The following is a 26,780-nucleotide window of genomic DNA, read 5'->3' as shown; positions in this document are numbered from 1 at the left end:
AATTTAGCTCCGTTTCACTTTAATCTGCTGTGAGCAATAAGTGACCAGCTGCTCCATCGGGACCCTCAAATCCATTGCGAACGAGTAGTCCTTGGTAGGGAATCAACAATGAACCTGCAACGTTGATTTGTCCTTTAAAGTACTTTGTTAGTGGAATGACCTTTTTTTGTTTTAGGGTGATTGGGTCATATACAAATACTCCAGAATTTCGTACCCAAACAAGTTCTCCCTCTTTCCAAAATCCTAAGCTGTGGCCCAAGGTACCCAACTTTGCCGTTTGGAATGTTTTTCCCGTCTTGGTATCCAAGACCCAAAGATTGCCATTTTCCGCAGAACAAAGGTATAGGCGGTCACCTGATTTGGAAAAGGTGGTTCCGTAACTTACAAAAGGGACGGGAATCACCGTAGCTACCAAACTATCCAAATCTAATAAAATTCCATCCGGTGCTGGTTTTTGATGGGATTCAGCATAGGTTTGGATGAGAATTTTTTTTACACCAGAATGGTATGCAGCATGATAAGGAAATCTGTGAGAAATATAAGAATAGAGTAGAGTAAGATTACGAGCACTGTACGAAAACACTTTGGTATTTACATCTTTTACTTCTTTGTTTTTTAAGCTAGCATCTACACCATAAGCAAAATAAGCAGTCTTTGCTTCTTCATCGTAAGCAATGGGTAAAGCAACGGCATACCGATCATAATCAGAATTTTTCCGGGTATCGATTTCCTGAAAATGTTCTATGTCTTTCTCTTCTAGGTTCCAAACCACAAAGTAGAATTTTTTTTCTGGGAGTTTATAATGGCTTTGCTCAACGATCATTCCCAAAAGCCCATCTTCTCTATCAAAAAAGAGAAATTCGGATATGTAGACTGGCAGATAATTTTCTTTTAATGCCTCAACTCCTGGGAATATGAGTTCTTTGTGGGACAAAAAGTACTCTCTGATCGGCGGGCTAAATGTGAGTTTTGACTTTGTTGCAAATTCATAAAAATGAAGGCTTGGGACATCAATATTGATAGTTTTCCCAATGTAGAGCAAACGATTGCGGTCTACCAAAAAGGGACTTTCTGTCATATACTGACTGGGCCGTATATTGAAATCAGAGTTGAGCGAAAACCGATCCTGAAGGGTTTCCGAAACGATCTGGCTAGAAAAGAGTACAAAGAGTAGGCCAATCAAGAGTTTCATCGGACTTATATACTCTCATGAAAACCCTTTTGTCGATCTGAAATTAAGAGGAGAAACAGAGAGTCTTTATTTTTTTTAGCTCTCCATGTAGCCAGGGCCCTGAAGGAGTTTTTTTGCCATCATTCCATTTGATCTCATAAGGAATTCCTGAGACCGATGATTTAGTACCGAGCTGGTCAATGAATTGTGCAGCTGTCCACTTCTGTCCCCATGAGAGAGGAGATTTTTTTGCATTCTCAAGTTTTGTGCGTAAATGTTTTGCCGCATCGACAGCGTTATGTTCTTCTCCATTCCGGATGAAGGTGCCCTTGATTTCTGAGACAGCTTGGATCAAGGCATCTATTTGGTCTTCTTCCGATTTGATCTTGGAACAATCATAGGTGTTAGAAAAAAGCTGAATGGGAAATAGACTGAATACTAATAAAAGTGTGTATTTGCTCACTTTCAAAGTGTAGCATATTTATGATAATATCTCAAATTATTTTCTGATTTCTGTTTGACGGTCTCTAGAATCTGTTTTGATACTTAACTTTAGTTTTTCCGATGCCATTAAGCCCTCGATTTCAAAATCTCGTACAATTGAGCATACAGAAGCAGAGATCTATCTCTATGTACACTCGATTTCTAGAAGAAGATGGTGAAGAAAAGTTACTCTGGATTCTCCGTAAAACCTTAGAACATTATGATCAAACAGAGTTATTTGAGCTGATTTATACAGCCTGTAAAGAATTCGTGATGAACTCAACTAAAGCTGCTATCAAACGTATTGTTTATGATGATTTGAAATCAGAAAGCTCAACTCCCGAAACAACTGCGATTCTCTCCTCTCTCAAAAGCAATTTTTTCAAAGATCACTTTTCTTACTTCAAAAGCAAAATGAAAGAAAAAAAAATCCACACGACCATAGATTTTGAGGCAAACGTTGAGAGAATGATCGTGACAGTAACAAACAATTTTGCCCTTCTTCCCAACGAAGAAACGAGGATCCGCGAAAAATTCCAACTGGCCAAGGAATTTGATAACCTACCCGAATTCTTCCAAAAACATGCCGATGAAACAGAAGGTGCCGGCCTAGGCATTACATTGATCGGCATTATGATGGCCCAATACGGGATTGACCGTAGGTATTTAACTATTTTTTCAGATCCTAAAAATAACTTTACGGTTGCAAGACTAGAAATACCCTTTTCCGTGACCTACCGATCAAAACGCTCGTTATTTGAAGAAACCCTCCAAAGAGAAAATTTAAGCCGGGAAATTCTGAGAGAGCGCTGGAATCGTCTAGATTTATAATAAAATTTCAATAATTCGAAACAAATCTTCGTCAGAAAAAGGATAGGTAGATCATTTGTCACTTTCGGAACGAAGCAAGTCAACCCTCGTCGTGTTTCTCTTTGGATTAGAATCTTCCGAACAAAACCCATTCGTCCAAATCCTCCAAGAACTCGGACACTCTGTACATTTAATTAGGGATAAAAATGAACTCCAAGCCATTAGTGAAACTCAGTTGCACCCTAAACTAATCCTCTGGAATTTGGATCGTCTGGATTTTTTGGGACTGACAAATGATGCTAAACAATCACTAACAGAGCACTGTCCTATTCTTTTTTTTTCGGATGCTCCCGAACCTAGTCTCCTCCAGGCAATCGAAAGCATACCGCACTATGGATTGGTTTCACCGACATCTCCCCTTGCCTTTCTAGAGACTCAGATGCAAAGTTCTGTCAAAAGGTTTAAAGATTTTTCGGAGACGCGAGAAACTTTGGGTACATTTCGTACAACGATTGCAACAATTCCTGACCTATTGGTGGAAGCTGACCGAGATGGGAATTTTATCCGATTCTTTGGTACGCGGTCTGACCTTCTAGCTGCACCAGAAAAAGACCTTTTAGGAAAATCTATATTTCAATCCTTGCCACCTGAAGTAGCTGAAATGGCCTACCGAGCCTTGGCAGAAGCTGATGAAAAGGGATTCTCGCTCGGCCATGCCTACAAATTGAATGTACCTAAGGGTGAGCTCTGGTTTGAATTGTCGGTTGCAAAGAATGAAAGTATCCCAAATGAAACTCGATTTATAGCAGTCATACGCGACATTACAGAGCGCAAACAAAACGAAGAAAGAATCTCAAAATTACTCAATGAGAAAGAACAGATATTAGCAGAGGTTCACCATCGGATCAAAAACAATCTAAGTATGCTCTACAGTATGTTAACTCTCCAATCCTCCTACTTAAAAAATAAAGAAGGGATAGAGGCATTGGATGATTCAGCAAGAAGAATTCAAGGAATGTCTCTGTTGTACCAAAACCTTTTCCAGAGCCAAGATTTCGGTTATTTGGAAGCCAATGAATATCTCTCGGAATTATTGGACCAAGCTAGCAGAAGTATCCCAAATGGATTTCTGATCCACTTTCAGAAAGACTTGGAGAACTTTAAAGTAGACGCAAAGACCTTACAGCTATTGGGATTGGTGATGAACGAAATCATATCACATATGATCAAAGTGATATTAAGAGAAAATGAAGAGCCTAATATTGAAATTTCTATGCGACTGCATGCCGATGACATTCACATAGCGATCTCCGATAAAGCCAAATCCTCCACCTTTCCATTGGTGGATACGGAAGAACCAGAAGATTTTGGTTTGGTGCTCGTCACAGAATTGACCAAACAATTGAGGGGAGAAATCCGATCCAAATTTTGTAAGGGAACTCAGATTACTTTGAGATTTCCCTTACAACAACAAACAAAAGAATTACTTGTCGCAACTCCCTGATGCCACATTGAAAGAAGCTCTCTCTTCATCGTTCGCAATCGTTTTTGCATAGTCACTTTGTAACTTAAAACACATCATTTTCTGCTGTGCTTTGTTTTGAAAGCAATTGCAAACCGCTTCTATTTTTTTCTCAGTACTCAAGTTCGCATCTATGTCACCAGCACCCATCAATTGGCGTTCGCATACATTTAATCTTTCAATGTACTCATTGTACTCTGGTGAGTTCTTTTTCAGTGCCTTAACATGTTTTTCTCTCAATTGAAGACATTTTTTCTTTGATTTTTCATTCTTGGACTCCTTGGCATCTTTGAGACAAGAACAAAGCTCATCCGACTTTTTGACGGGGTCCGCAAATAGATGTACAGAAAGAAAGAGGATTAGTAGATTCAACAGAAACGTTTTCATTCGAAAGAAAATAAAGAAAGGATACTATGTTGTCAACTTATTTCAGAGAGGGTATATGAACACCGATCACAAGGATATCATCGATCTGGTCGCATCCGTTCATCCAATCCTTCATTGTCGCCTCAAAGACTTCTTTTTGTTCTGACATGGGATTTTTGTGGTTATCGATGATCAAATCTTTGAAACGTTTTGACATAAATTTTTTGTGATCCAAACCACTGAATTGATCTAAATACCCATCTGTTGTCATATAAAAACAGGTATCCTGGTTTACATCGATAGTGTGTTTTGTAAAAATTCTTTGGCCTTCCTTTTGGGTACCTCCAATAGATCGCCGATCTGCTTTCAATTCTTGCAATTCTCCATTTTGGACAAAGTACAGAGAGTTCATGGCTCCTGCATAATACAGTTCACGTCGTTCTAGATACAGAGAACATAATGCAATGTCCATTCCATCTCGGCTCTCGGTCATTTCTTGATTTAGAGAATACCTGACACCCCTATGGAGTAAGTTTAAGATCTCATCCGGATCATGAACGCCTCTAGCATTTACGATATCATTGAGTAGACTATTTCCGATCATAGACATGAAAGCTCCAGGTACGCCATGTCCTGTGCAGTCAGCTGCAGCAATCACTACTAGCGTTTCTTCTTTTCCTTCAAGCAAAATCGATTTTGATGTGAACCAATAAAAATCTCCGCTGACCACATCCCTAGGACGGAAAAGAATAAAAGAGTCAGGTAGAGCCCAGGAAATCAACTCTCTACTTGGCAAGATGGATTGTTGGATGGTTCTCGCATACCGGATACTTTCCGTGATGTCATGGTTCTTTTTTTCAATTTCCTTTTTTTGTTCCATGATCTCTTGGTTGTATTGTTCCAGGCTGTCATTTTGGGATTTGATTTCCATGATGGCGCTGATCAGATCTTTGGTTTGTTCTTCCACTTTTTGGGTCAGTTCCACTTCCCTACGTTTCAAAGTATCAATCAGTTCTTTGTTTTGTTCTGCTAATCTGAGGATTAAGATGCGAACTACGCCTCGCATAAACTCAGTACTATTTCCCATGATGGCATAAAAATCTTCCTGGTCTAAGCGAAGTAGATGGCTATCCTCCAAAGCAGTGATGGAAGCATTTCTTGGTTCTGAATTGAGAAGAGAAAATTCTCCAAAGGTTTGGCGAGCACCAATCTCTGCCACCTTTTGGTCATCAAAGTGAACGTAGACTCGGCCATGGTAGATGATGTACATACATGTGCCGGGATCTCCTTTGTGTAAGATCACTTCGTCTTTTCGGAAGTGATCTTCTTTTAGAGCCGATGCCAATTCGAGAATAGAATCGTGGGGAATTTCAGAGAATAGATCTACAGTCCTAAGTATTTCAATGAGTTCCCCGATTGCTATCATGAGAATTTAATTTATCACCTTTACTTTCGCGTATTTTGGCTTTGAAGGTAGTAAAATTTTCGAGCTCTCATGATTTGTCCGAGTGGTTTGTGTTGTTCTAAAGCATTCCATGGATCAAAGGTGGAGGCTTCCACAGACTTTGCAAAATCTGTACTCTGTTCTAAATCCAAGGTTTGCTTCGGAATTGTCAATCTAGCCACTGTTATAAAGGGAGTATCACTTTCTTTCCATTCTATAGTAGGGTTTTCGATTGGTGTTTGGATAGGGTCCACATAGAATTGTAATTGGAAGTCATAGATGATCGGACCTTCTATCAAATGATTTGAAACATCTACCGCCCAATTTTCTTTTCCAGATTTTCCATTTGGTGATTTAAGTGGCTTCAATCGTACTTTGGCAGCATAAGGTCCACATTGGATAGGCGCAGCAGAGTGGAAGGGCTCTGTTACGAAACTTTGAAACGGTTTGCCCATCGTTTTGGCTGAATCACCCATTTTTTTGAGTGCTCCGAAAAATCCGTGTTTGCTGATCAAATGTTTGAACAAACTGGGAACACCTTGTCCGAGGGCTAAAACCAATTGTATAAAGGACTCAAAATCGGGTAAAGAAAAGGTAGCATGGTTGATCAAAAGAAAATCCTGTGAATCTGTTTTTCCACCCAAGGCAGACTTGCCACTAAGTCCTTTTACTTTGATGGAAAATCCCCTAATGTCTGGGCCTGAATCCTTTTTGATATCCATTCCGCCATTGGAGAGACGAAGGATTGCATCATACTTTTTTGGTTTTTCGAATAATCCAAATTTCGCTTCTTTGGGAATCTCTTTTAAGACTTCAAACTCAGCTTTGATGGCTAACAACTGTTTTCGGTGAAGCCCTCTGCCTTTCCCATATTGTGCATTTTTCCTTTCTTGCAATTGTTTGAAGGGCTCTGAATACTTTTGAAAGATGCTCTCTTCTTGGGGAAGTGGCGTTTCTTTCCATTCTTTACTAGCTTGTTTCATGGACGATCCTTAGGCGGTATTGGTTTTAATCCCCAATGATAGGTATGAATTTAAAAAAATCCATCCAATTTCTTTATGTTCTTTGGCCTATTGAAGAATAGAGAGCTCGGCACAACTTTAGAGTTTTGGGTGCTCTAGTTCTATGATCTAAGGCATTGCAGACATATCCAAAAGAAAGCCGTTCTTTGGGATCAGCAAAAACTAGGCTACCTCCCATGCCGGCATGTCCAAAGGTCTCTGGATTGGGGGAAAATGTGTCCAACTCTTCTTTTAGAAATCCATATCGCCAAGCCATCGGTTTGTGAATGACCAAATCATAGTTTAACAATTGCTTTTTGGAAAGTCGCTGTATCCATTGCTTAGAGACTAACTTCTCTTTCTGTTTTCCCCCGCCCAAAGCCAAAATCTGAAATAGCTTAGCAAGGCTACGGGCATCTCCGATTGCGTTTGCCCAGAGTAGTTCTTGTTTATGTAATACCGCATCGTTAAAGGCTTTGATCCCTGCCAAACCCATAGATGGATTCATGTATGCTTTCTTTACTTCGCTCCTTCCGAACAAAAGGTCCCATGCCGCTCTTCCTTCCGAACCCTTTCCTGTCAGGATGTTGGGAAAAAGTTTTAAGATTCTCATAAGATTGGAAACTGGATACAATAAGGCCACATTCTTTTTTTCAGAATCTGGCAAACCAATATAAAGATTTAATCCTAGTTTGTTGGCAACTTCCCTTGCAAAAAAAACGCCAGCACTTTCTCCCTGAATCTTTTGGAAGAGTTCGGCTGCATAGGCACCCCAAATTTGTGCACCATACCCTTGTTTCTCACCAGGTTTCCAAGCTGGTTTTTGTCTGATTAAAGCTTGGTATACAACTTCTGGATTTTCCCAAAAGTCAGAGATATGTAATTTTTTTTCTAGGGCGTGCAATCCAGCCTTATGTTCCAATAACTGTTGTATGGTGATAGTTTCTTTTCCATTCGCTGAAAATTCCGCCCAATGTTTCTGCACAAGGTCTTCGTAACGAAAAACTTCTCGATCAGCAAGCATGAGAAAACAGAGGGAAGTAAGACCCTTTGTGACTGAAAAAATCGGAACAGTGGTATTCTCCTGCCATTCCGTTTTTGGGGAGAGGTTTTGTTTGCCTGCCCAAAGATCGACTACCTTTTGTTGGTCTTGGTAGATACAAAGAGCTGCTCCTACCTCTCCTTCCGTTCGAAAATTATCGAAGAAGACTTCCCTGACTTTTCGGAACTTCGGATGGCAGATGCCTTGGATTTCTATCTCTTTATTCATTTTTCTTAGATTGAAAGTAGTCTTCGTGTCTGATTAAAAAATCCTATTCCCAATTTGAAATGAATTTTTCCTATTTCTTTTTACAAACTGAAGAAAGTCTTTTGATCAGATTCCTTAACAAAGAGTAGGTGAATGAATTGACAATTCTGTAAAAAAAGATTGGCGTTTTTTAATTTTGTGATCTAGTCAAGAGAATGCTGCCAAAACATCCTTTCAAACGAGTCGTCTACCGAGCGAGCACGAGCCTGTTTTCAACGTTCGCAGCTGTCATTTTAAGTATATACCAATCAACTCTTACGTTCTATGTAGAGGGAGAGAATCACCTTCGGATCCTCCGCGCAAAAAAAGAAAACCACATCCTTGCGATCTGGCATACATTTGTAGATGCGGTTGTTTTCTGTTTGCACCATAGAGACCTTTGCATCTATTCGGACCATCCCAGAACGGAAGAATACGAAAACAGTACCACTCATTACTTTCGAGAGATCGGTTTAAAAACATTGAAGGCCCTGGGATTCGATGTTTTAGATGCCTCTCTCGGGAAACAATCCGCAGGTATCATGAATTTTATCAAAAAGATCCAAGCAGGGGTACCGGCACTTGTGGCTCCAGATGGACCGCATGGACCCATTTATGAAGCAAAGCCTGGTGTACTCTATATGGCAGCAAAAGCAAACAGTTGTATTGTGCCAGTTGGTGTGGGTTTTTCTAGGAGGATCGTGAGTTCCAATTGGGATGACCTTAGTTTTCCCTTACCTTTCTCGAGGGTTGCCTTAGTCATTGGAGAACCAATCTATCCTAGTACTGATTTAAGTGAAGAATCTTTAGCAAAACAAGCTCTACAACTTGAACAGAGATTAGACGAACTATGCTTTCGTGCCAATGAAATCTTATATGGTCCAAAATCTAAAGAGGTTTCACAAGAAGTAGCGTCACCATAATGAGAGTTCCTAAAAATAGTGTGAGCACAATGGGCAATAAAAGTAAAAAAAGAAAGTGTTTTGAAATTGCTATACCACCAATCGCCGCAGCTAAGCCCATCAATAGGAGGACCCATAATAACAAGTGAATCTTTTTGAAAGGTCGTGGCGGACGACCTCGATTGAATAGGCCTCGTTTCCCTTGTCTTTGGCTAGTCCTCCGATTGAGATCTGATGTTTCTAGCTGTTCTTTTTGGATCTCTTCAGGCTGTAAAAAATCAAAATTAATATTACCCTTGCGAAGGCTTCGTTCAATACTAGCTGGAACTTTTTCCTCATTTGGATCTTTCATCTGTTCTTTAAGGCCTCAGCCAATAACTTTTGGTAGTTTTCAATCTCACCACGAAGTGTCTCAAATCTCATCGCCAAATAACCTGTGTATATACCAACTAACCAAAATCCTCCGATCTTTAAAATTTCAGATTGTAAACCTTGCACTTCACCATTGGGATAATACTCAAAAGCTAGAATGGCAACATAAAATAGATTCATCACTATGGTGCCGAGAAGTGCGATCCGAAGTCCGTACCGTAAACTATTTGAAACAATCACTATATAATTAACAGTAAAGAACATACTCTGATGCCCACCAGTAGGTATCATTACCAAAGCAACTGCGAGAAAATCTGCAATCATGGTGTAATACTTTATCGAGGGGGAGATGTATGATTTTGCAGATGCTCTCTTGATTACAAATGAAACAATTAGATTGACCAAAATGACAAAACTTGCCACCAGACCGACGTAGTACCAATTAAAAATATGAGCTTGTCCGATTTCAACGGCACGCCCCGTCTCTAATAAGAAAGCAAGGTAAGGCACAATCAAAAAGATAATCAACCATCTTACGCCTGCTTTGTTTTTTTCATTTTTAATTTCCCATAAGGCTCTCTCGGAACGGTCCATAAGTGTTGCTAATTGTATCTGAATGGAAATCCATTCGTCGAGTAAAATTCCTGAAAAAGCAAGAATTCTCCTAAAAAAGAATCTTTACATAGAAGGGAAAGTAGCTAGATTCTTTCCTTATGCTTCGTTATTGGAAATGGCTTTTTGTCCTTCTTATCCTTTCACTGGTCGGCTTTATCCCTTGGTATTTTTCCTCTCTTGTGCTCTATCCAGGAGTGAAATGCAATCCAGAACACCATGTGTTTTGCACGGATCCATCCGAACTCGGCCTTAGTTTTGAAACAGTCTTTGTCCCAACAGCAGATGGTCTACAAACGGAAAGTTGGTACATACCAGGAACAAAGGCAGACCGGGCCATTATCTTTGTACATGGACATGGAGGCTCAAAGAATGAAGGACTTCGATTCGCAAAAGCTCTCCATGAGGCAGGCTATTCATTGCTTGCTTTAAGTTTAAGGAGAAATTCTGGTTCCTTTGCCAGTATGGGATACTATGAACCCGATGATGTGAAGAGAGCTGTAACTTATTTATTAGAAGAAAAGAAAGTTAAAGAAGTTGCTCTCTTTGGTTTCTCCATGGGGGCAGCTAGCAGTATTTTGGCGATGGAAAAAGATCCGAGAGTAAAAGCCGGATTGTTCAGTAGCGGTTATGCCTCAGCGATGGATGTGATGGTGGAATCTGCAAAAAGAGATTTCGGAGTTCCGTATTACCCTTTGATTCCGATGGTTAGGATGCTTCTTAACATGCGCGGAAATATGCAAATCGAAACAGTATTGCCAGAGGAAAAAATAGCAAACATTTCACCTAGACCCATAGCCATCTTTCATTGTGATAAAGACCACTATGTCGACGTAAGCCATGCAAATCGTTTGATTGCAAAAGCAAAACAACCTCTAGAAGTTTGGATTGCAAAATGTGACCGTCATGAATTGATTTGGAATCAAAATCGAGTGGAAGCAGAAAAGAGAAGTGTCGATTTTTTTAGAAAGTATTTCTGATCTCAATCGATGAAAGTTTTTTTGCTTAGTTTACTTCCTTGGAATCGAAAAGAATGGTCTGACTTTTTCGCTGACCTGAGTCCGTTATTTGGCATTCTCTTTTTCTCACAAAGCGTACAAACTGTAATCATGCCACTCTATCCAGAGCTTTATTTTCTGTTGGCATTTGGTTTATTCAGGATGCTTTGCACTGGAATCTATTGGGCATATAGTCGAAGAAATTCATTAGGATTTGAAACATTAGAAATACCTGAGCCTTTCTTTTTGAAATTGATTGCCCTCTTTTTTTATCTAATATTAGGCGCTGTCCTCTTAGTAGCAGGCATTTGTGTCCTTCTGCTTCTTATGGGATTTAATTTTTTCTTTTATTTGTTAGCAGAGATTTATCTGAGTGTTGCCATCACGAGTGGACAAAGTGCCAACTTTCAATTTTGGAGTGCTTTTCAAGACCTCAATCAGTCAGAAAAGTATTTTATCTTAGGTATCTTTTGTGTTATTTTATATCGGTACATTCCTAGAATAAAAGCCTTTTTTACAGAGGGAGTTTATAAAAACAAGTCGGGTTCACTTGCATGGCTTGCGATTGGCACACCTCCCGTGCCAAACAAAAACCAGTTCCAAAAGGTTCTCCTTGCCTACCGGGAATGGAGAACAAATAAGATGGACGAGAGCATCGATCCCGTCTCTGATAACATTGTTTTATATTTTTTTCTAAGCTTAGGGCTCTTTTTTGGATCTTTGGTCTTAACTGTAAAGTTTCCGCTTTCTGGAGTGGTTATTTTATTTTTTACAAAGGCCTTTGTTGAAATGAATTATACAAGGTTACTTTCTGTACGTAAGTGAAAGGTGCTAATCACACCTTTCCATGGAAATCTAGAATCTAGATCTTTCTCACCTAGGTCGTACACATCGTACATAATATCGATCCGTTTTTGTACGGTATTCGATTTCACCAAAACGAACTTGTTCAAAGATGACAGTGGCTGCCGTCTGACCGATTACATCTTCTGCTCGTGACAGGTTTGTCCAATAATATTCTTCTTGCGTTTGTGGAAACAGTGCTAACATTGCATTCCGTCCACCTAAGGTCAATCTTTGTAACTCTATAGGATTCGGAACTCTCCAACCAGGCGCCCCATTCGCGTCGTTTAACGCATTGCAAGAACGAAAGGCCTCGCTCTCTCCCGATATCACAAGAGGAGAGGACCCAATGAGAACTTGAGGAACGTTGAGTGTGTTGCATGCTTGTGTGGCAATACTGCAATATGCAAGTGGAGTAGCACCCCACCGAATGGTATCAGAACCTATGTTGAGAATAGGGTTTGTGGCAGTTACCCTTTCTATGCCTTGGCAATCATTGTTTGCAATTCGGTATACTTGGCCTTGGCTGCATTTCCTCCAGATAAGACCTGCTATATTGTCTGTTACAGTTCCATCTCGGTTGTCTGTGAATCCAGTATTCAATAGAATCCCAGTAAAAACGATGGATGCTTCTTCGTCAGTGAGTCCAGGAAAGACCTGTTTGACTGGTCGCTCTTGGCAGTTCACCAAACTAAATACCAGACATATCAAGACGGCAGTGGATGGAGAGATTATAGATGTAAGACTACGGATTAAATATTTCATGTTGGGTCCTCAAAAAATATGCTGAAAGTTCACAAAGAGTTGTCTGTCTTCTCTTGAGATCGCATAATCGAAGTAAATGATTGTAGATTGATTCCAAGGGATACGGAATCCGAGACCATAAGAGTACTTATAATCTTTAAAATTAGCTCGACTATAATGGTCCCAAACCCTACCAAAGTCCACGAAAGGAACAAGTTGAAAATCAAATGTGGAAGTTTTGGTAGCAACAGATGCAAATTTCCAACGCAGTTCCAAATTTCCGAATGCCATTGCGGGGCCAATAAATCTTTCAGGTTTAAACCCTCGTAAGGTGGTTCGCCCACCAAGTCCTACTTGGTTACTTTCCGTACCCCAAATGTTACGGTATTCGTAAAAAGGAGCTTCTCCATTCGTTTGGGTGAATGTTGCTCGGCCAGCAATCACTAACTTTTGGAAAGTCCGAGGGAATGGGCTGTAGAAGAAACGAGCTGATGCGGTATTTCGGTTGAATTGGTAATCAGAACCAAGTTGCTTTACCGCTCGTTCATGTGTGTATTCCATAAAGATACCGCGGTTGGGGTCTGGTTCAAAATCACGCGTATCATATACTATCCCCGCTCTCAAGGTATTGACAAAGCCGCCCTGTATCCCACGGATTCTGCCCGCTTGTGATTCTTCGGTTAAAAGTGTGGTGGAATTCGGCACCGTATTGAGAAGATCAGGTAAAAGACGATCTCCAAATAATGGATCTTTGGCGACTTCAGTCCTTCCATCAAATGTCCTGATGATTTGTCGAGAGAGTCTTGCTCCACCTACTAAACGCATCAATCCTCCGAAGAAACTTCTTTCTGTGGAAAAGTTTAAGTTCGGATTCTCCATATCGTACCGATTGTACTTTGTATCAGTGACAAAGGGAGCTTGACCTGCATTGCCTGGACGTTTGTAACTCAATGCATCCATATAGTCTGCGAAACTACCATTTTGTATGAGAGGACGTGTACTATCATTATTCTCACGGTAGGCGAGAGGTTTTAATGTTTCCTCACCGACTCCAAAAAATAGAAAATTTGGATTTCTTTCATAAATTAAATCCGCTCTCAATCTCCATTGCGTATCCAAAAAATACGGAGCATCAAAGGAGGCTAAATGGTTTTGAGCATCTCGTGTGGTCCGGAAGTATTGTGCAAAGACTCGGTATCTGTATGGAGTGTACTCAAAAAAAGGATCTTTTTTGTCTTTGTTTTGGAAATAAAAAACACGGACTCCATAGCCGATACCATTGTTCGGGTCAGAATTTAATAGAGGAAGACCAGTGAAAAAACTCCCTGTCTTTTTACGTTTAATATCAAACTCGGTTAAGCGTTTTGTGGGATTAATCTCGAAAGGAAGGCTTGGCTCGGATTCTACCTCTGCAGGAGTTTCTTCAGTCAATTTTTTATTGTTTGTTACGGGAGCTCTCGTTTGTGAGAACAATTCCCCAATCTGCAAAAAACATACTGAAATTATGAGAATTTTAATACATGAAACGCAGTTCGTATTCATAAAGAGAACAGATAATCTTATCAATTTTTTTTCAAGCAATTTATGGCATTCGTGACAAAAAAATTGAAATTGTGCAAATTTCAGCAATTTTGAAGCATTTTTGCTTATTTTTCCCTTTTGAGAACGAGATGAGACCTTTTCAGGAGCCTAGACTCTTCTTTTCCTTTCTTTCGTAGCCCAAAATGTACCGAAAATGTAGTATGAGGAAAGAGATTCAGATTCGAGTGAGCCCGGAAGTAGCAGGCCAGGAAGAAGAGCTGCGCCGGTATCTCCTGAAAGAACTTTCACTCGGTCCCGATGCACTGACTGGGATCGAAGTCATCCATAGATCCATTGATGCCAGACAAAGAAAAATTTTGGTCCAGCTGAGCCTTCGGCTTTTTATAGATGAGCCATTTACACCAAATTTACTCCAGACTCCAAGCACCAAATCTGTATCTGCTAAAAAGCCTGTGCACATTATAGGTTTTGGTCCTGCGGGACTTTTTGCTGCTCTCCAATTGATCCAAAATAATAGAAAGCCCATTGTATGGGAAAGAGGAAAGGACGTCAAAGCACGAGTGGAGGATCTTCGAGGAATCAATGTACACCAAAAAGTAAACCCAGATTCCAATTACTGCTTTGGCGAGGGCGGAGCTGGCACCTATTCTGATGGGAAACTGTATACAAGGTCTACGAAGAGAGGAAATGTAAAAAAGATATTGGAATCACTCGTTCAGTTTGGTGCCAATCCGAACATTTTGGTCGATGCACATCCTCACATAGGTACCAATAAACTTCCTCAAATCATTAAAAACATGAGAGAGTATATACTCGCTTGCGGTGGAGAGATACATTTCGAACAAAGGGTCACTGATTTCGAAATCAGAAATCAGAGCCTTCGCTCGTTTACTGTAAGTAACGGGATGAAAATAGAAGCCGATGAATGTATTCTAGCAACCGGACACTCTGCACGAGATATTTTTGAAATTTTAAAAAATAAGAACATTAAGATAGAATTGAAACCCTTAGCTATCGGTGTTAGAGTAGAACACCCACAAGCTTTGATCGATCAAATACAATATAAATGCGACACCCGCAGCCCATATCTTCCTCCTGCTCCCTATAGTCTTGTCAAACAAATACAAGATAGAGGCGTATACTCATTCTGTATGTGCCCAGGTGGAGTGATCGCTCCCTGTGCGACTGCCGATGAAGAGGTCGTTACCAATGGTTGGTCTTCTTCTGCTCGAGGTAGGCCTACAGCGAATTCAGGTATCGTCGTAGAACTGAATGTAGGTGATTTTAAAGATTTCTCAAGCTATGGTGAACTTGCGTCTATGTACTTCCAAAAATCGATTGAAACTAAAGCATGGATTGCTGGTGGCAAAACCCAAAGGGTCCCTGCCCAACGATTGGAGGATTTTATTCAAAATAAAATTTCTGCTTCTTTGCCAAAAACATCTTATACTCCAGGGATAGTCTCCTTCCCTCTCAAGGAAATATTTCCGAAAATCATCTACGAATCTTTGGTGAATGGGTTCAAACAATTTGAGACATCCATGAAAGGTTATCTCACCAATGATGCGATTGTTCATGCGCCAGAAACAAGAACCTCCTCGCCTATTCGAATCCCAAGAGATCCGCAAACCTGTTCGCATGTTGAGGTCCAGGGACTTTATCCCTGTGGTGAGGGTGCAGGATATGCAGGAGGGATTGTCTCTGCAGCTCTCGATGGGATGAAAGTTGCCAATGCAATTTCAGGTATTTATGTCTAAAAGACTAATCTATATTCTTTTATACTTAAGTTCACTCTTAACTATAACGTACAATTTGTACCCTATAGATATCTATACGTGTCTTTCTGGAGATTGTGAAAAAGGAGAAGGAAAAATTCGATACTCTGATGGATCTATTTTTACAGGACTCTTGATTGAAGGTATTCCCAATGGATATGGCGAAATGATTTATGCCAATGGGAAAAAAGTGACAGGAAATTGGAAAAATGGAACAGCATATGGGAGGTGTACATCTTTACTAAAAGATGGAAGATATTTTGAAGGAAACTACGTAGATGGATTGCCGAACGGCATGGGAGTAGAAATTTTCCCTGATGGTGTGCGCTATGAAGGGAATTATTCAGATGGAAAATTTGATGGGCAAGGAATTTTAGTCGATGCCCTTGGCACAATATTTATATCAGGAAAATTCCAAAAGGGCTTTCTGCCTTCGGAATATAGAAAACCTCGTATCGAATATAGTGAAGCTATGATCAAAGAGATGATCAACCAACTAAGTCCCCACCATAAGCCTTGTCACCAAATTCACTTCCACCACAATATCTCTTTGAACTATTTGCAAGAATCTGTTTTGAATGAAATCGTGGTTGTGGATGTCTGTGGAAAATCTATCTCTCATTTCTTTACTCTTCAAAGATTAGAGATCGGCTTTATGATTTTACTTGATCCAGAAAAGAATGTAAATGTATTGAATAGAACCAAAAAAGATGAGAATGGGCAAATCTCACTTCAAAAATTTCATCGTGTCGCCAAGCAATAGGCCTATCTGTAAGCGTAATTGTATTAAATCATATCTATTTTGAATTGCGCTTCGCAATACTTCTCTTTGGCGACGATCTACAGTTTGCAATTCAACGATTGAGGCAGAACCAGTTTTATACGCTCTCTCCATAATTTGATAATTTTCTTCTGCAATCTTTTTGCTCTCTTTGGCTATTGTATACAATTCGACTAAGTTGTTGTGTTGCTGGATCAATTCATACAAGAATAGTGCTGTATTCTCTTTGAGAAACTCGGACTCAGATTTTGCTAATTTAATGTCGATTTTTGCCTTATCATACTCATTTTTGGAAAGCCACCGATTGAAGAGAGGAAACTTAAATCCAAAATTGGCACCTGAGTTGGTTATATAATCAGGATTAGAAGCGTATAGAGAAAAGTCATTTCGCGAATAATTGTATAGATATTCTGGATTCTGAAAGCTTCCTCCGATTCCATAAATAGTTTGCCGAGATGTATTGTTATATACGTTCACAAAGAAATTTGGAACCCACAAATCATTGAATCTAACTTGTTTTTCAATTTCTAAAATTTTTACTTGGTTGAGTGAAAGTACAATATCGAAGTTAAGCTCAGCCAAATTTCTTTCATATTGTGCCATTGTTTCATCGATATTTAAAGGTAAAAACTCTCTCTCAGGGATTTCTTTTAAAGTGACATTCTTTAATAAAAACTTTCTTCGTAAGGTGGATTGACTTTTTTGTTGGTCTAACTTTGATTTAGTGGAATTGTATTTATAGAAAAAATAGTCAACCTTTGAGTTTTGAGTTACAAGATAAGACTCGATACCTTGTTTGTATAATTTTTGTATAGTTTGGAGTTGTTTTTCTGCATCAACCTCATTGGAAGAATCATAGTCATAAAAAGCCAATAGTTTCAAAGTCTCAGCATATTGGAAGGCCTGGTCAAATAGTTCTTTTTGGTATAGAGCTCTATATTCCAAGAGGAGTCTTTCATACTCCAACTCTAATATGAGATTTGTTAGAAATACATTGCCTTGCTCTGCAAAATTCCATTCGAGATTTAGCGAAGATAAGTATCCTTTTCGATCAAAACCTTCGGTTGGTAACTTTTCAAAAAAAGATCCATAGTCAATATTTGCAGTAGGAAGATACCTTAGATTTCTTGTTTCAATATCAATTTTTTTCTTTTGGATTTCTATTTCTTTTAATTTTAAAAGATATGACTTTTCCCCTACAACTTTTGGTAGCTCATAAAAATCTATGGATTCTGATTGTAAGGAGAATATTCCTCCAATAACCGAAACCAAGAATACAAGTCTGAGAAAAGAATACATCAATTCAATTATCGGATAGCTTCCTGTGTAGAATAAAGCAAATGGTAGATTCCTTTTTTTCGGATTAAGTCTCTATGTGTTCCCCTTTCCACAAATCTGCCCTGTTCCACAACAATGATTTCATCATAAGCTCTGATCGTATCTAGCCTGTGCGCCACGTTCACGATCGTTCTACCCACCATACGTTCATAAAGATTGGAAAGAATAATATGTTCTGTATCCTTGTCCAAATGAGAAGTAGGTTCATCCAAAACGATCAGAGAAGGGTTTTGTAAAATCAATCTTGCAAAAGCTATCTTTTGCTTTTGTCCTTCAGAGAAATTATTCGATCTATCGTTAAGCTCTGTATCGTAACCCAGAGGCAATTGAATAATCTCATCATGAATATCAGCTAATTTAGCAGCCTCGGTAATTTCTGAGAGTGTAGCGTGCGGATTTGATAGAGATATATTTTCTCGAATGCTGCCTGCAAGAATTGGATTCTCTTGCGAAACCAAACCAATCCTTTTACGATATGATGGCAGCCAAATATCTTCCAATGAGGTACCATCAATTAAAACTTCTCCCTCTGAACATTTATATAGACCGAGAATGAGTTTTATGAAAGTTGATTTTCCACTTCCACTTCTACCTACAAACGCATATCGCTTTCCAATTTCAATTTTAAGATTGATATCAATTAAGTTAAAATTTCGTTTGGAATGTGTGAAGTGGTAATTCACTTTACGAAATTCAATGTATTTTTGGATATCAGGAATTTCAATCTTTGATATTCTCTCTCTATCCTCAAATTCTGACTCTTGACTATAAAAATCTTGTGATCGTTTCCAGGCTAATTTTGCTTTTTGGAAATTGATGTGCTCTTTTACAAGGGATATCATCGGAGAACGCAAATAGGAAATCAATCCGATCACAGCAAACATTGTTCCGATTGTAATCTCTCCACTATATACCTGCAAGGTGCCTACGATTAAGATAAGGATATTTGTAATGAGTTTAAATATTAATGTAGACGATTCTAAAAGATTTGAATAGTACAATCTTCTTGCCTCTACATTCAATTGAGAAATCAGCCGCTTTTCGAACTCCCACCTTTGAACCGCAGTAGACCCAAGATTTTTTACGGTCTCAAAGCCATGAATAGTTTCTATGAAATAACTAAATGAATCCGCTGATCGTAATGATTCTTTTTTGGTTTCATTTTCCAATAAAGGTGTTATGTGACTCACCAGGACAATTTCTGGAACCAATAGAATCAATATGATCATAAGTAAAAGTGGGGAAAGAAAGATAAAAAGAATGAGCGTAATGATCGCAAAAACAAGATCCAAAAATCGCATGGTTCCTTGCTCGGAAAAAAAGGTGATTACATTTTCAATTTCCTCCCATCTTTTTAGAATCTCACCTTTTTTATTGATCTCAAAAAAATAAATTGGAAGTGAGATCAATTTATCAAGAAACTTCATTACGATTTCCTGATTGGCTCTTGTCATTGAAAACGACATTACATTCACACGAAAGTAGGCTAGGAGAATCTGCACAAAAGTCAAACATGCAACTGAAAATATAACGGGGATTAAATATTCAGTATTTTCATGTATCATAACATTATCAATTAAATAGATATTGATCAATGGTATGATGATCTCCGTCATCTTTATCAAAAAAGAAGCAATCAATCCCGAAATGATAAACTTTTTAAAAGGAAGGAAATAACGGAGAATTCCTGGAAAAAATGAGAATGCTAATCTTTTTCTCCTATTTCTTGTATTTGTTGGAATCGGAAGGATTGCATAGCGGCCGATCTTTGCCTCAAACTCAAATTCTTCAAATTCGGAAATGCCTTGCGATGGGTCCGCTACCAAGATTTTTGAGCCAGTTTTTGAAATTACACAGGCAAATCGGCTACCTTCCCATCGTATCAAAAAAGGTATATCTTCTAAATCTTTTTTGTATTTAAGATAATCCAAGACATACGTCTCACCGTACTTAGAGAATGTATCTTTCCAATGACCAAAGTTAATTTCCGAATCTAAATTTGGAAAAGTATCATCCTCTGTAGTCTGGTCATCATAGCCATAAAATTTCAGGATCATCTGTCGACAGGCTTGCCCCGATTGATACGCAGATTCTTCTACCATCATAGGAAAACGTTTTGTTTTATACCTTGGACGGATACGATTAGTTTTCTTTACAAAAGTTGGGCGATCTTCAAATGCTTCATCAAGGAAAGATCCAGCTAACTCTTCTTTGCTCGGATCTAGATCGTTCGATTTTCTACTCGTTGATAGTGCTTTGAGTGAGTTGAATAATGCTTCCGATTTCTGAAAAATCTCAGCTGCATCCTTAGCTAAAAGTTCATACACAACTGCATCGCTTTGTGCAATCACGGTTGCATTTCTCTCCTTTTTTTCTAGGACTCCCATCTCACCGATTACCGAGCCTTCCTCCACTATAGAAAAAAAATCTTTAGGCCATGTTGATTTTTTGATCTTGAATTTTCCTTTGGAGATAAAGAAGATTGAGGTAGATTTTGAACCTTCTTCTATGAGTGTTTTTCCTTGCTTTACCTGCTTTTTAATCAACTTTTGAGCGATCTCACCAATCAAGTCTGACGGTAACTTTCTAAAGAGTGGTATAATCCTAATCTCATCTTTGAGTCGGCAAAGATCTTGGAAGGACTCCCAAGCCTTTTGTAATTTATCATTACTTGCTAATGTTTGCTTCCATAAGGGAATCCTAATGATATAAATTACGGAATTCTCACTTGCTTGGTAGACCAAATGATCTAAATTCCCCAAAGCAATTTCTTTAATCCCATACAATGAATTTTTTTCTAAAGAACGTAAACTGACAAGATTGGAATTCTGAGTGTAGAGTACTTTTATGCGTCCAGATTCAACATACAAAATTGGTGTATGATCAAAATCTCCTGCCTTTATGATTTGGTCTTTAGGTAATGAGATTCTTTCCCATAAATGCAAGAGTAGATTTGACTGAGTTTTGGGAATCGAATTGAGAAACTCCTCTAACTGAAATTTCTCTTCTAGAGCAATCGGAAGGTTCAAAGTTTCACTCCCATCCTCTCATCAGAATTGCTTGGATGATCCGTTTCCGATCTACGATTATATCTGCCTCAACCTTTAAACCTGGAATCAGAGAAAAATCCTCTTCTTTTCTATGGACTGCTTGGTCTGCAATTGATAAAACAACGGAAAATGTTTCTTTTTCTTTTACATTAGGTACAATTTGTTCGATCTTTCCGTCTAATACACCGAATTCATTTTGATTAAATGCCTTAACTTTTATGATAGCATTCATACCCACTTTAATTCCACCGATATCTTTGTTGTTCACTTCCACAAATGCTTCTAAGAGTTGGTTTTCTTCTATTAGTTCAGCTACGGTTTGTCCTCTAGTTACATTTTGACCAATATTGTTTACCATAATCGCCCCAACAAATCCAGAAAAAGGCATCCTAAGAATCGCATTATCAACTCTTTCCTTTTTTATCTTTGTATCTCCACGAAGACTCGAAATTGTATTCTGAGAAAGTAAAATCTCATCCTTTAAGTTCGTATACTCTTCGTTAAATTCTAAAAGACTTTGGTCATATAAAAACTTTGCACCGACTCCATTCTTAAAATCCATATAAGATTTTTTGAGCGGTACAAATTTGTTTAGAAGATTACCTGATAATTCTGATCCAGAATTATTCTCCAAATTATAATCCAAATTGCGAAGGATCTTCTCTGCCTCTCGTTTATTTTGGTAGAGTCTTCTCAGCCTGACTTCTTCATATTGTAAGTTGTTGGCATCTTTAGTTAGTTCTATTTGTTGCTCAGAAAACTCCAACTCAACGAGCGGATCTCCTTTCTTTAAAAAATCTCCTGGTTTAGCATAAATATTTGTTACCGTACCAGTTTCTAAAGCCTCCACGACAAAGTAATTGCCTTTGGGCCTAAGAGTTCCAAAAGCAGGAACGATGATATCAATTTTTGCAAAGATTACAAATATAGCTGATACAAACAAAAATCCACAGATGAGTAAGATTCCTCTTTGGTTCCAATTAGGTGCCGGATGACGTAACAACTCATCAAAGTAAGTGCTGGAATGTAAAGTCTCCCAGTTACTTTCTGATTGACGGACAGCCTTAAACTTATTCAACTTCATTGTCGCTACCCTCGCTCAGCTTAAAATAATAATAATAAACACCCTTTTTCGCAAAAAGCTCCGCGTGAGTTCCCATTTCAACGATCTTACCTTCATCCAATACGATGATTTTGTCAGCGCCTACAATAGTCTGTAGTTTATGTGAAGTGAACACAATGGTTCTTTCCGAAAAAATGTCTTCCATTCTACTTTGGACATAATGTTCGCTTTCCGCATCTAAGGAAGCTGTTGGTTCATCTAAAAACAAGATTGATGGGCTACTCACAAAAGCCCTAGCAATCGCTAATCTTTGTTTTTGACCGCCAGAAAGCCCAGCCCCTCCCTCTCCCAGTTTTGTTTGGTAACCAAATGGAAATCTATCTACAAAGCGATCGACAGCAGCAATCTTTGCGCCTGCTAACATCGCATCTTTTGATAAAGATGGATTCTTTTTACAAATGTTCTCTGCAATACTACCGGAAAATAAAATTGGATTCTGCTCAACAATTCCTAACTGTATGCGAATTTCTTCGGGATCCAAAGTAGATAAGTCAAAAGAATCAAAGAAAACCCTACCTTCAGTGGGACGTAAAATGCCCGTTAGAAGACGAATAAGTGTAGTTTTCCCGCTTCCATTTTTTCCTACGATTGCAATTTTTTCTCCAGCATTTACTTCAAAATGAATGTCATGGAGAACAAAAGGCTCATTTTCTTTATATTTAAAATACACATGGTCTAGGCGTATTTTCCCTGAAAACCTTGGAAGTTCTCCATAAGGACGCGTAGATGTATATTCACTTGGTAACAAGTAAACATCCATTAGACGTTTCCTTGCTTGGCGCATTTCGAGAATATCCTCATAGATACGGCATATGCGAATGATTGGTTCCACCAATAGAGAGAATATAATTTGGAACCCAAGGAAAGTGCCTAAACTTATCTTTTCTTCAATAACATTTGTGATTCCAAAAGTCATGATTGCCAACATCCCAGACTGCTCAAAAAACTTTCCGATAAAAAAAAGAAAATTCGTTCGCTTCTGAATTCTGAGTTCAGAGAGGAGAGTTCTTGATATTTCATTCATTCCTTTTTTATGATAGGTCTGCTCTTGAGTGTTAATTTTTATAAGGGTGATTCCACCTAAGATGGATAATAAATAAGAGACAGTCTTCTTCTTGGATTCAAAAGTAAGATTGGATAAACTCCTGATCTTAGATGAAACTCTAACAACAATAAGTGCATATAATAATAAGAATGCGATTCCCAAAAGTGTGAGTTTTATGTCGGCAAATAATAAAACAGTTATAAAGATAGGCAATGTTACGAGATCTAAGACTAAGGTTACTCCAGCACGTGTCGCAATCTCCAAAATCTTTTGGTTTTCTTGCAACCGCAAAGTGTAATCGCTTGGTTCCAATTTTCTAAAATCGTTCAGGGATAAATGTAGGATATGATGAAAAAATCGGACCAAAAAAGTGTACTCCAAGTTTTGAAGTACTCCCATCGTTAATAAATTTCTATAAAGTGTGAACATCGATTGGAAGATAATCGACAACCCTACTCCTATCGAAAGCACTAGAAGGAAATTAAAGTCAGCGAATAACAAGATACGGTCTATGACTTCCCTTAAAAAATAGGGAAATGAAAGTGATAGACATGCGGAAATGATGGTTGCACCAACAATCCATCGCATTTCTTTTACGTGCGGCCGAAACAATGCCCTCAACTCTTTAACAAAACTGACAAGACCTGAGTCCATAGACATCGCAGGTGGTGAGGGACTAAAAGTTAGAATCATACCATCCCAAAATCGATAGAAAGTCTTTAGCTCAACTTCTAAAATTCCTTTCGTAGGATGAGAAATTAAGACTGCTTCTTCTTTAACGTCTATCATTAAGATCGCAACAGGTAGATTCTCCTCATCAGCTATAAAAAAAGGATCTTTCAAATCTTTGAGTTGTTTGGGTCTCACTCTTAGTTGTTTTGTCAGAAATCCATTTTTTTCTAATTCAATTGCCAAATCAAATAAACTTGGATTTGACTTGCGAGATAGTTCATTCTTTATTCTCACTTTCCAATTGTTTGGGAGCGGTTTTTCATAGTGGCGAAAAGCAAATTCCGTGCATGCAAGACCAACTAATACGGGATTGCTGGTTGTGACTTGGAAAAAATCCGATTTTTGGATACCTATCCCAATTTCATATCGTTTTACGTCAAAAGGTCGTAAAACGTCTTCTTCCATTTCCTTTTCTTTATAAGAAGTGAATCGCAGTAGTCTTGATTGTACAATCTCTTCTAGTTTAGAGCCTTTTTTTTCTCCTAATAGCTCCCGAATGGCATCACCAGGAATTTTGTATATGATGCTAGGTTCTGCAGTTATGGCACTCGCAAGTCTCTTTTGTTTTTTAAAGATTGCGATCTCACCTAAGATATCACCGGCTTTCATGATGGAGATAAGTTTTTTAGGATTTTCTGTTCTTATGTGTACCTTTCCACTTTTGATAATATAGGCAGCATTTCCTTCATCTCCTTCATGGAAGAGATACTCATCCTCTTCACAGGAGATAGTTTCCGTTATTTTTATAATTCCTCGAATATCTTCTGGATCCAATTCTCGGAAAAAACTCAATTTGCGAACAGAATGAAACTTTTCCTGTTCTTCTTCTCTTCGCCTAACTTTTTCTTCTAGGTACGGAAACTTTTGGATTAATTGTTTAAATTGCGCAACTGGAATCAGAACCATGATCAATGGTTCATGCGCAAAATAGGTAGCAGTCGATTTATTTCCTGTAATCGACATCCGTTCTCCAATTGATTCGCCTACTTCTAGATAGCCGAGAGAGATATTGTCAGAAGTTTTGATTCCGATTCGCCCATTCAACACTATGTGGACAAACTTCGTTCCAGAATCTTTACTGATAATTGTTTGGTTTTGGTTATAGAACTTTACTGTAAGGTAAGGAAATAGATCCTCCAGCTCTTGTGGATCTAAATCTGCGAAGAGGTAATTGTTTCGGAATACAGTCCTAATCTTGTCTGCATGTCGTAAAATTTCTGGGTTCAACCCTCTTTTACCCCAACCAATAGCATATTCGTGACCGGGAACGGTCTAGGAATAAGATCGGCAATTCGGGTTGGCTCTCTGGACTGGCTCGCAAAAATTTCTGCTTTGGTTTTATAGCGATTTTCTAAAATCCAAGGATTTGCGTAGGCTTGGGACTTTGGGTGGATTTGAAAACCAGAATCCTCGAGAAAATGTTTCCATTCTGAGAATTTCCAAAATGAAAAGGCCTCGTGCATTTCGCTATCCCAATTGTCAGTATAGTCTTTTTTGGAAAGAAATTCACAAGCATGTTCCATTTTCAAACGTAGATATACTTTGCCTTCGATCTGGACTTGTTCAAAGGGTAGGACATAATCTCTCTCCTTCCGGAACTCTCTCTGGAAAACAAAAAAACGTGAAAATGTGGAAAGTGAATCTAGATATTCCTTCTTAAGAATTTTATCGAAAAATTCTTTTGGTTCTAAATCAAATCTACCATCATCTTGGTTTAACCACAGATAAACGATTTCATCTTTGTTTTCTGGGCCGACTACATCTCGGTTGATCCAAACCCCTCCATAACTCAATTCTTTGTATCGATTTTGTATAAAAGAGTGTAAACTTTCCATACTCCCATAGGAAAAAATTTCATGTGTTAAGGAAGATGTATGGATAGTCTTCATTGAATTCTCAGGAAATACAAGTCCACTAACAGCATTTTTACGGAGAAAAAAAACATTTTCGGTTCCAAAATCACCATTCTCTTTTCTCTGTTCACAGATATCAAAGAGTTTGCGAGCGATCTCGACTCCATAAAAATCACTTTCTCGCAGAGGAGGCAGTTGGCTTGCGAGTTTGATCCAAGATCCAACAGCACAACCAATATCTCCAATCCTACCAGAAACAATGAAATCTTTTGTTTCCTGGAATTTGAGATCTGCTATTTCATCCATCTCCCGGACATAAGTATTGTAATCTCTGGATTCTGTTAGGTCACCGTCATCGCCTATCAGTGCATCGGAAAAGAGCATCCTAACTTTTTTTCCTACTTCATAGTCTTTCCAAAATCTGACAGATGCAGCGGAAGCATACTCTTCCAAAATACCTATTTCTTGTTCTTGGTTCCTGGCAATTGCCTCTACTACCTGCCAAGGTTGGAGTGAGACAAAATGATCATTTTCATAAGGATCCAATTCAACAGGTAAAACAGAAAATCCTAATTTGATATAAGAAGACATCACAGGACTCGAACAAAGAAGAATCGTATTCGTTGGATTTAAATTAAGTTTACCTTCCGATTCTACTTGGATCTTTTTTAGACAATACTCTGCAAATTGAGTGGATTGTCCTAAATCATCTATGGGATAGACAAAGGTAGGAAATGAAAATTGAGAAGAGAACTCTTGGACCATCATGGCCCTTTGGTAAAAAGGAAGAGGATTTCTTCTCGTTGAATGATGGTTAGCTGAGGTGATTGGGACAACCAAACCGGAAATTGAGCTATCCACTCCCCAAGGCGAGCCATTTAGGAGAATCGCTTTCTTTAGCCCTCCTTTTTCCAGTTGTTTCAAATACTCCGCTTGGAATTTTGTGAGTAAATGATGCCTTCCCGGAAAAAGGAGAAACATATAC

The 26,780-nt window shown here is 38.6% G+C and carries 22 protein-coding genes; 7 read left to right on the top strand and 15 right to left on the bottom strand.

All coding sequences use genetic code 11. The annotated features are described in order from the left end of the window. Window positions 1-19 precede the first annotated feature (19 nt). Together DI060_RS16545 and DI060_RS16540 are read right to left on the bottom strand one after the other, a co-directional pair. Window positions 20-1,192, bottom strand: coding sequence for a YncE family protein (locus DI060_RS16545; RefSeq protein WP_108978023.1), 1,173 nt, complete (start codon window positions 1,190-1,192; stop codon window positions 20-22). A gap of 43 nt (window positions 1,193-1,235) precedes the next feature. After that, window positions 1,236-1,634: a DUF5329 family protein gene (locus DI060_RS16540; RefSeq protein WP_135355082.1), complete on the bottom strand. Its 399-nt coding sequence runs from the start codon at window positions 1,632-1,634 to the stop codon at window positions 1,236-1,238. A 167-nt stretch (window positions 1,635-1,801) separates the two neighbouring features. On the opposite strand from DI060_RS16540, the gene DI060_RS16535 reads away from it, so the two are divergent. Beyond that, window positions 1,802-2,485, top strand: coding sequence for a hypothetical protein (locus DI060_RS16535; RefSeq protein ID WP_108978021.1), 684 nt, complete (start codon window positions 1,802-1,804; stop codon window positions 2,483-2,485). Between the two features lie 55 nt (window positions 2,486-2,540). Then, the gene (locus DI060_RS16530; protein WP_135355081.1) at window positions 2,541-3,968 is read left to right on the top strand and encodes a sensor histidine kinase; all 1,428 of its coding nucleotides are present in this window, start codon (window positions 2,541-2,543) and stop codon (window positions 3,966-3,968) included. Here DI060_RS16530 and DI060_RS16525 read toward each other — a convergent pair. The 4 genes from DI060_RS16525 to DI060_RS16510 form a co-directional block, all read right to left on the bottom strand. Next, window positions 3,948-4,358, bottom strand: coding sequence for a hypothetical protein (locus DI060_RS16525; RefSeq protein WP_244594459.1), 411 nt, complete (start codon window positions 4,356-4,358; stop codon window positions 3,948-3,950). The genes DI060_RS16530 and DI060_RS16525 overlap by 21 nt on opposite strands. Before the next feature lie 52 nt (window positions 4,359-4,410). Further along, window positions 4,411-5,778, bottom strand: a complete 1,368-nt coding sequence (locus DI060_RS16520) for a cyclic nucleotide-binding domain-containing protein (RefSeq protein WP_108978018.1) — start codon at window positions 5,776-5,778, stop codon at window positions 4,411-4,413. 20 nt (window positions 5,779-5,798) lie between these two features. Next, window positions 5,799-6,779, bottom strand: coding sequence for a catalase family protein (locus DI060_RS16515; RefSeq protein WP_108978017.1), 981 nt, complete (start codon window positions 6,777-6,779; stop codon window positions 5,799-5,801). A 73-nt stretch (window positions 6,780-6,852) separates the two neighbouring features. Then, the gene (locus tag DI060_RS16510; RefSeq protein ID WP_108978016.1) at window positions 6,853-8,067 is read right to left on the bottom strand and encodes a serine hydrolase domain-containing protein; all 1,215 of its coding nucleotides are present in this window, start codon (window positions 8,065-8,067) and stop codon (window positions 6,853-6,855) included. A gap of 194 nt (window positions 8,068-8,261) precedes the next feature. On the opposite strand from DI060_RS16510, the gene DI060_RS16505 reads away from it, so the two are divergent. Continuing rightward, entirely contained in the window at window positions 8,262-9,008 is a 747-nt protein-coding gene (locus tag DI060_RS16505; RefSeq protein WP_108978015.1) for a lysophospholipid acyltransferase family protein, read from the top strand. Here DI060_RS16505 and DI060_RS16500 read toward each other — a convergent pair. Further along, window positions 8,974-9,339 carry a hypothetical protein gene (locus DI060_RS16500; protein WP_108978014.1) on the bottom strand — a complete coding sequence of 122 codons (366 nt, stop codon included), beginning with the start codon at window positions 9,337-9,339 and terminating at the stop codon, window positions 8,974-8,976. The two genes, DI060_RS16505 and DI060_RS16500, sit on opposite strands and share 35 nt — an antisense overlap. Then, window positions 9,336-9,953 carry a hypothetical protein gene (locus DI060_RS16495; RefSeq protein ID WP_108978013.1) on the bottom strand — a complete coding sequence of 206 codons (618 nt, stop codon included), beginning with the start codon at window positions 9,951-9,953 and terminating at the stop codon, window positions 9,336-9,338. The genes DI060_RS16500 and DI060_RS16495 overlap by 4 nt, the downstream gene beginning before the upstream one ends. A gap of 119 nt (window positions 9,954-10,072) precedes the next feature. Here DI060_RS16495 and DI060_RS16490 point away from each other — a divergent pair, with 119 nt between their 5' ends. Together DI060_RS16490 and DI060_RS16485 are read left to right on the top strand one after the other, a co-directional pair. After that, the gene (locus tag DI060_RS16490) at window positions 10,073-10,951 is read left to right on the top strand and encodes an alpha/beta hydrolase (protein ID WP_108978012.1); all 879 of its coding nucleotides are present in this window, start codon (window positions 10,073-10,075) and stop codon (window positions 10,949-10,951) included. 9 nt (window positions 10,952-10,960) lie between these two features. Next, window positions 10,961-11,794 (top strand): hypothetical protein, encoded by an 834-nt coding sequence (locus DI060_RS16485; RefSeq protein WP_108978011.1) that lies wholly within the window; start codon window positions 10,961-10,963, stop codon window positions 11,792-11,794. A gap of 48 nt (window positions 11,795-11,842) precedes the next feature. On the opposite strand, the gene lsa25 is transcribed toward DI060_RS16485, so the two are convergent. Together lsa25 and omp85 are read right to left on the bottom strand one after the other, a co-directional pair. Further along, on the bottom strand, window positions 11,843-12,577 hold the full coding sequence (gene lsa25 / locus DI060_RS16480) for a surface adhesin Lsa25 (RefSeq protein ID WP_108978010.1): 735 nt from the start codon (window positions 12,575-12,577) through the stop codon (window positions 11,843-11,845). A 9-nt stretch (window positions 12,578-12,586) separates the two neighbouring features. Continuing rightward, a complete protein-coding gene (gene omp85 / locus DI060_RS16475) occupies window positions 12,587-14,098 on the bottom strand; it encodes an Omp85 family outer membrane protein (protein WP_108978194.1) in 1,512 nt (503 codons plus the stop codon). Window positions 14,099-14,298: 200 nt separating this feature from the next. Here omp85 and DI060_RS16470 point away from each other — a divergent pair, with 200 nt between their 5' ends. Further along, complete coding sequence (locus tag DI060_RS16470; RefSeq protein ID WP_108978009.1) at window positions 14,299-15,855, top strand: NAD(P)/FAD-dependent oxidoreductase; 1,557 nt, start codon at window positions 14,299-14,301, stop codon at window positions 15,853-15,855. Then, on the top strand, window positions 15,848-16,636 hold the full coding sequence (locus DI060_RS16465; RefSeq protein WP_167837035.1) for an MORN repeat-containing protein: 789 nt from the start codon (window positions 15,848-15,850) through the stop codon (window positions 16,634-16,636). The genes DI060_RS16470 and DI060_RS16465 overlap by 8 nt, the downstream gene beginning before the upstream one ends. Here the strand turns inward: DI060_RS16465 and DI060_RS16460 are convergent. From DI060_RS16460 to DI060_RS16440, 5 genes are read right to left on the bottom strand one after another with little or no spacing between them, the layout of a single operon-like run. Next, window positions 16,601-17,953 carry a TolC family protein gene (locus DI060_RS16460; protein ID WP_108978007.1) on the bottom strand — a complete coding sequence of 451 codons (1,353 nt, stop codon included), beginning with the start codon at window positions 17,951-17,953 and terminating at the stop codon, window positions 16,601-16,603. The genes DI060_RS16465 and DI060_RS16460 overlap by 36 nt on opposite strands. A gap of 8 nt (window positions 17,954-17,961) precedes the next feature. After that, window positions 17,962-21,021 carry a peptidase domain-containing ABC transporter gene (locus tag DI060_RS16455; protein ID WP_108978006.1) on the bottom strand — a complete coding sequence of 1,020 codons (3,060 nt, stop codon included), beginning with the start codon at window positions 21,019-21,021 and terminating at the stop codon, window positions 17,962-17,964. 4 nt (window positions 21,022-21,025) lie between these two features. Further along, on the bottom strand, window positions 21,026-22,126 hold the full coding sequence (locus DI060_RS16450; RefSeq protein WP_108978005.1) for a beta-barrel domain-containing protein: 1,101 nt from the start codon (window positions 22,124-22,126) through the stop codon (window positions 21,026-21,028). Then, on the bottom strand, window positions 22,113-25,169 hold the full coding sequence (locus DI060_RS16445) for a peptidase domain-containing ABC transporter (protein WP_108978004.1): 3,057 nt from the start codon (window positions 25,167-25,169) through the stop codon (window positions 22,113-22,115). The genes DI060_RS16450 and DI060_RS16445 overlap by 14 nt, the downstream gene beginning before the upstream one ends. Further along, the gene (locus DI060_RS16440) at window positions 25,166-26,776 is read right to left on the bottom strand and encodes a class I SAM-dependent methyltransferase (protein ID WP_108978003.1); all 1,611 of its coding nucleotides are present in this window, start codon (window positions 26,774-26,776) and stop codon (window positions 25,166-25,168) included. Before DI060_RS16440 ends, DI060_RS16445 begins: the two co-directional genes overlap by 4 nt. Window positions 26,777-26,780 lie beyond the last annotated feature (4 nt).

The organism is Leptospira ryugenii (assembly GCF_003114855.1).
Classification (GTDB): Bacteria; Spirochaetota; Leptospiria; order Leptospirales; family Leptospiraceae; genus Leptospira_A; species Leptospira_A ryugenii.
Note: the sequence above shows the minus strand (reverse complement) of the source record. Positions and strands in the feature narration are given on the sequence as shown.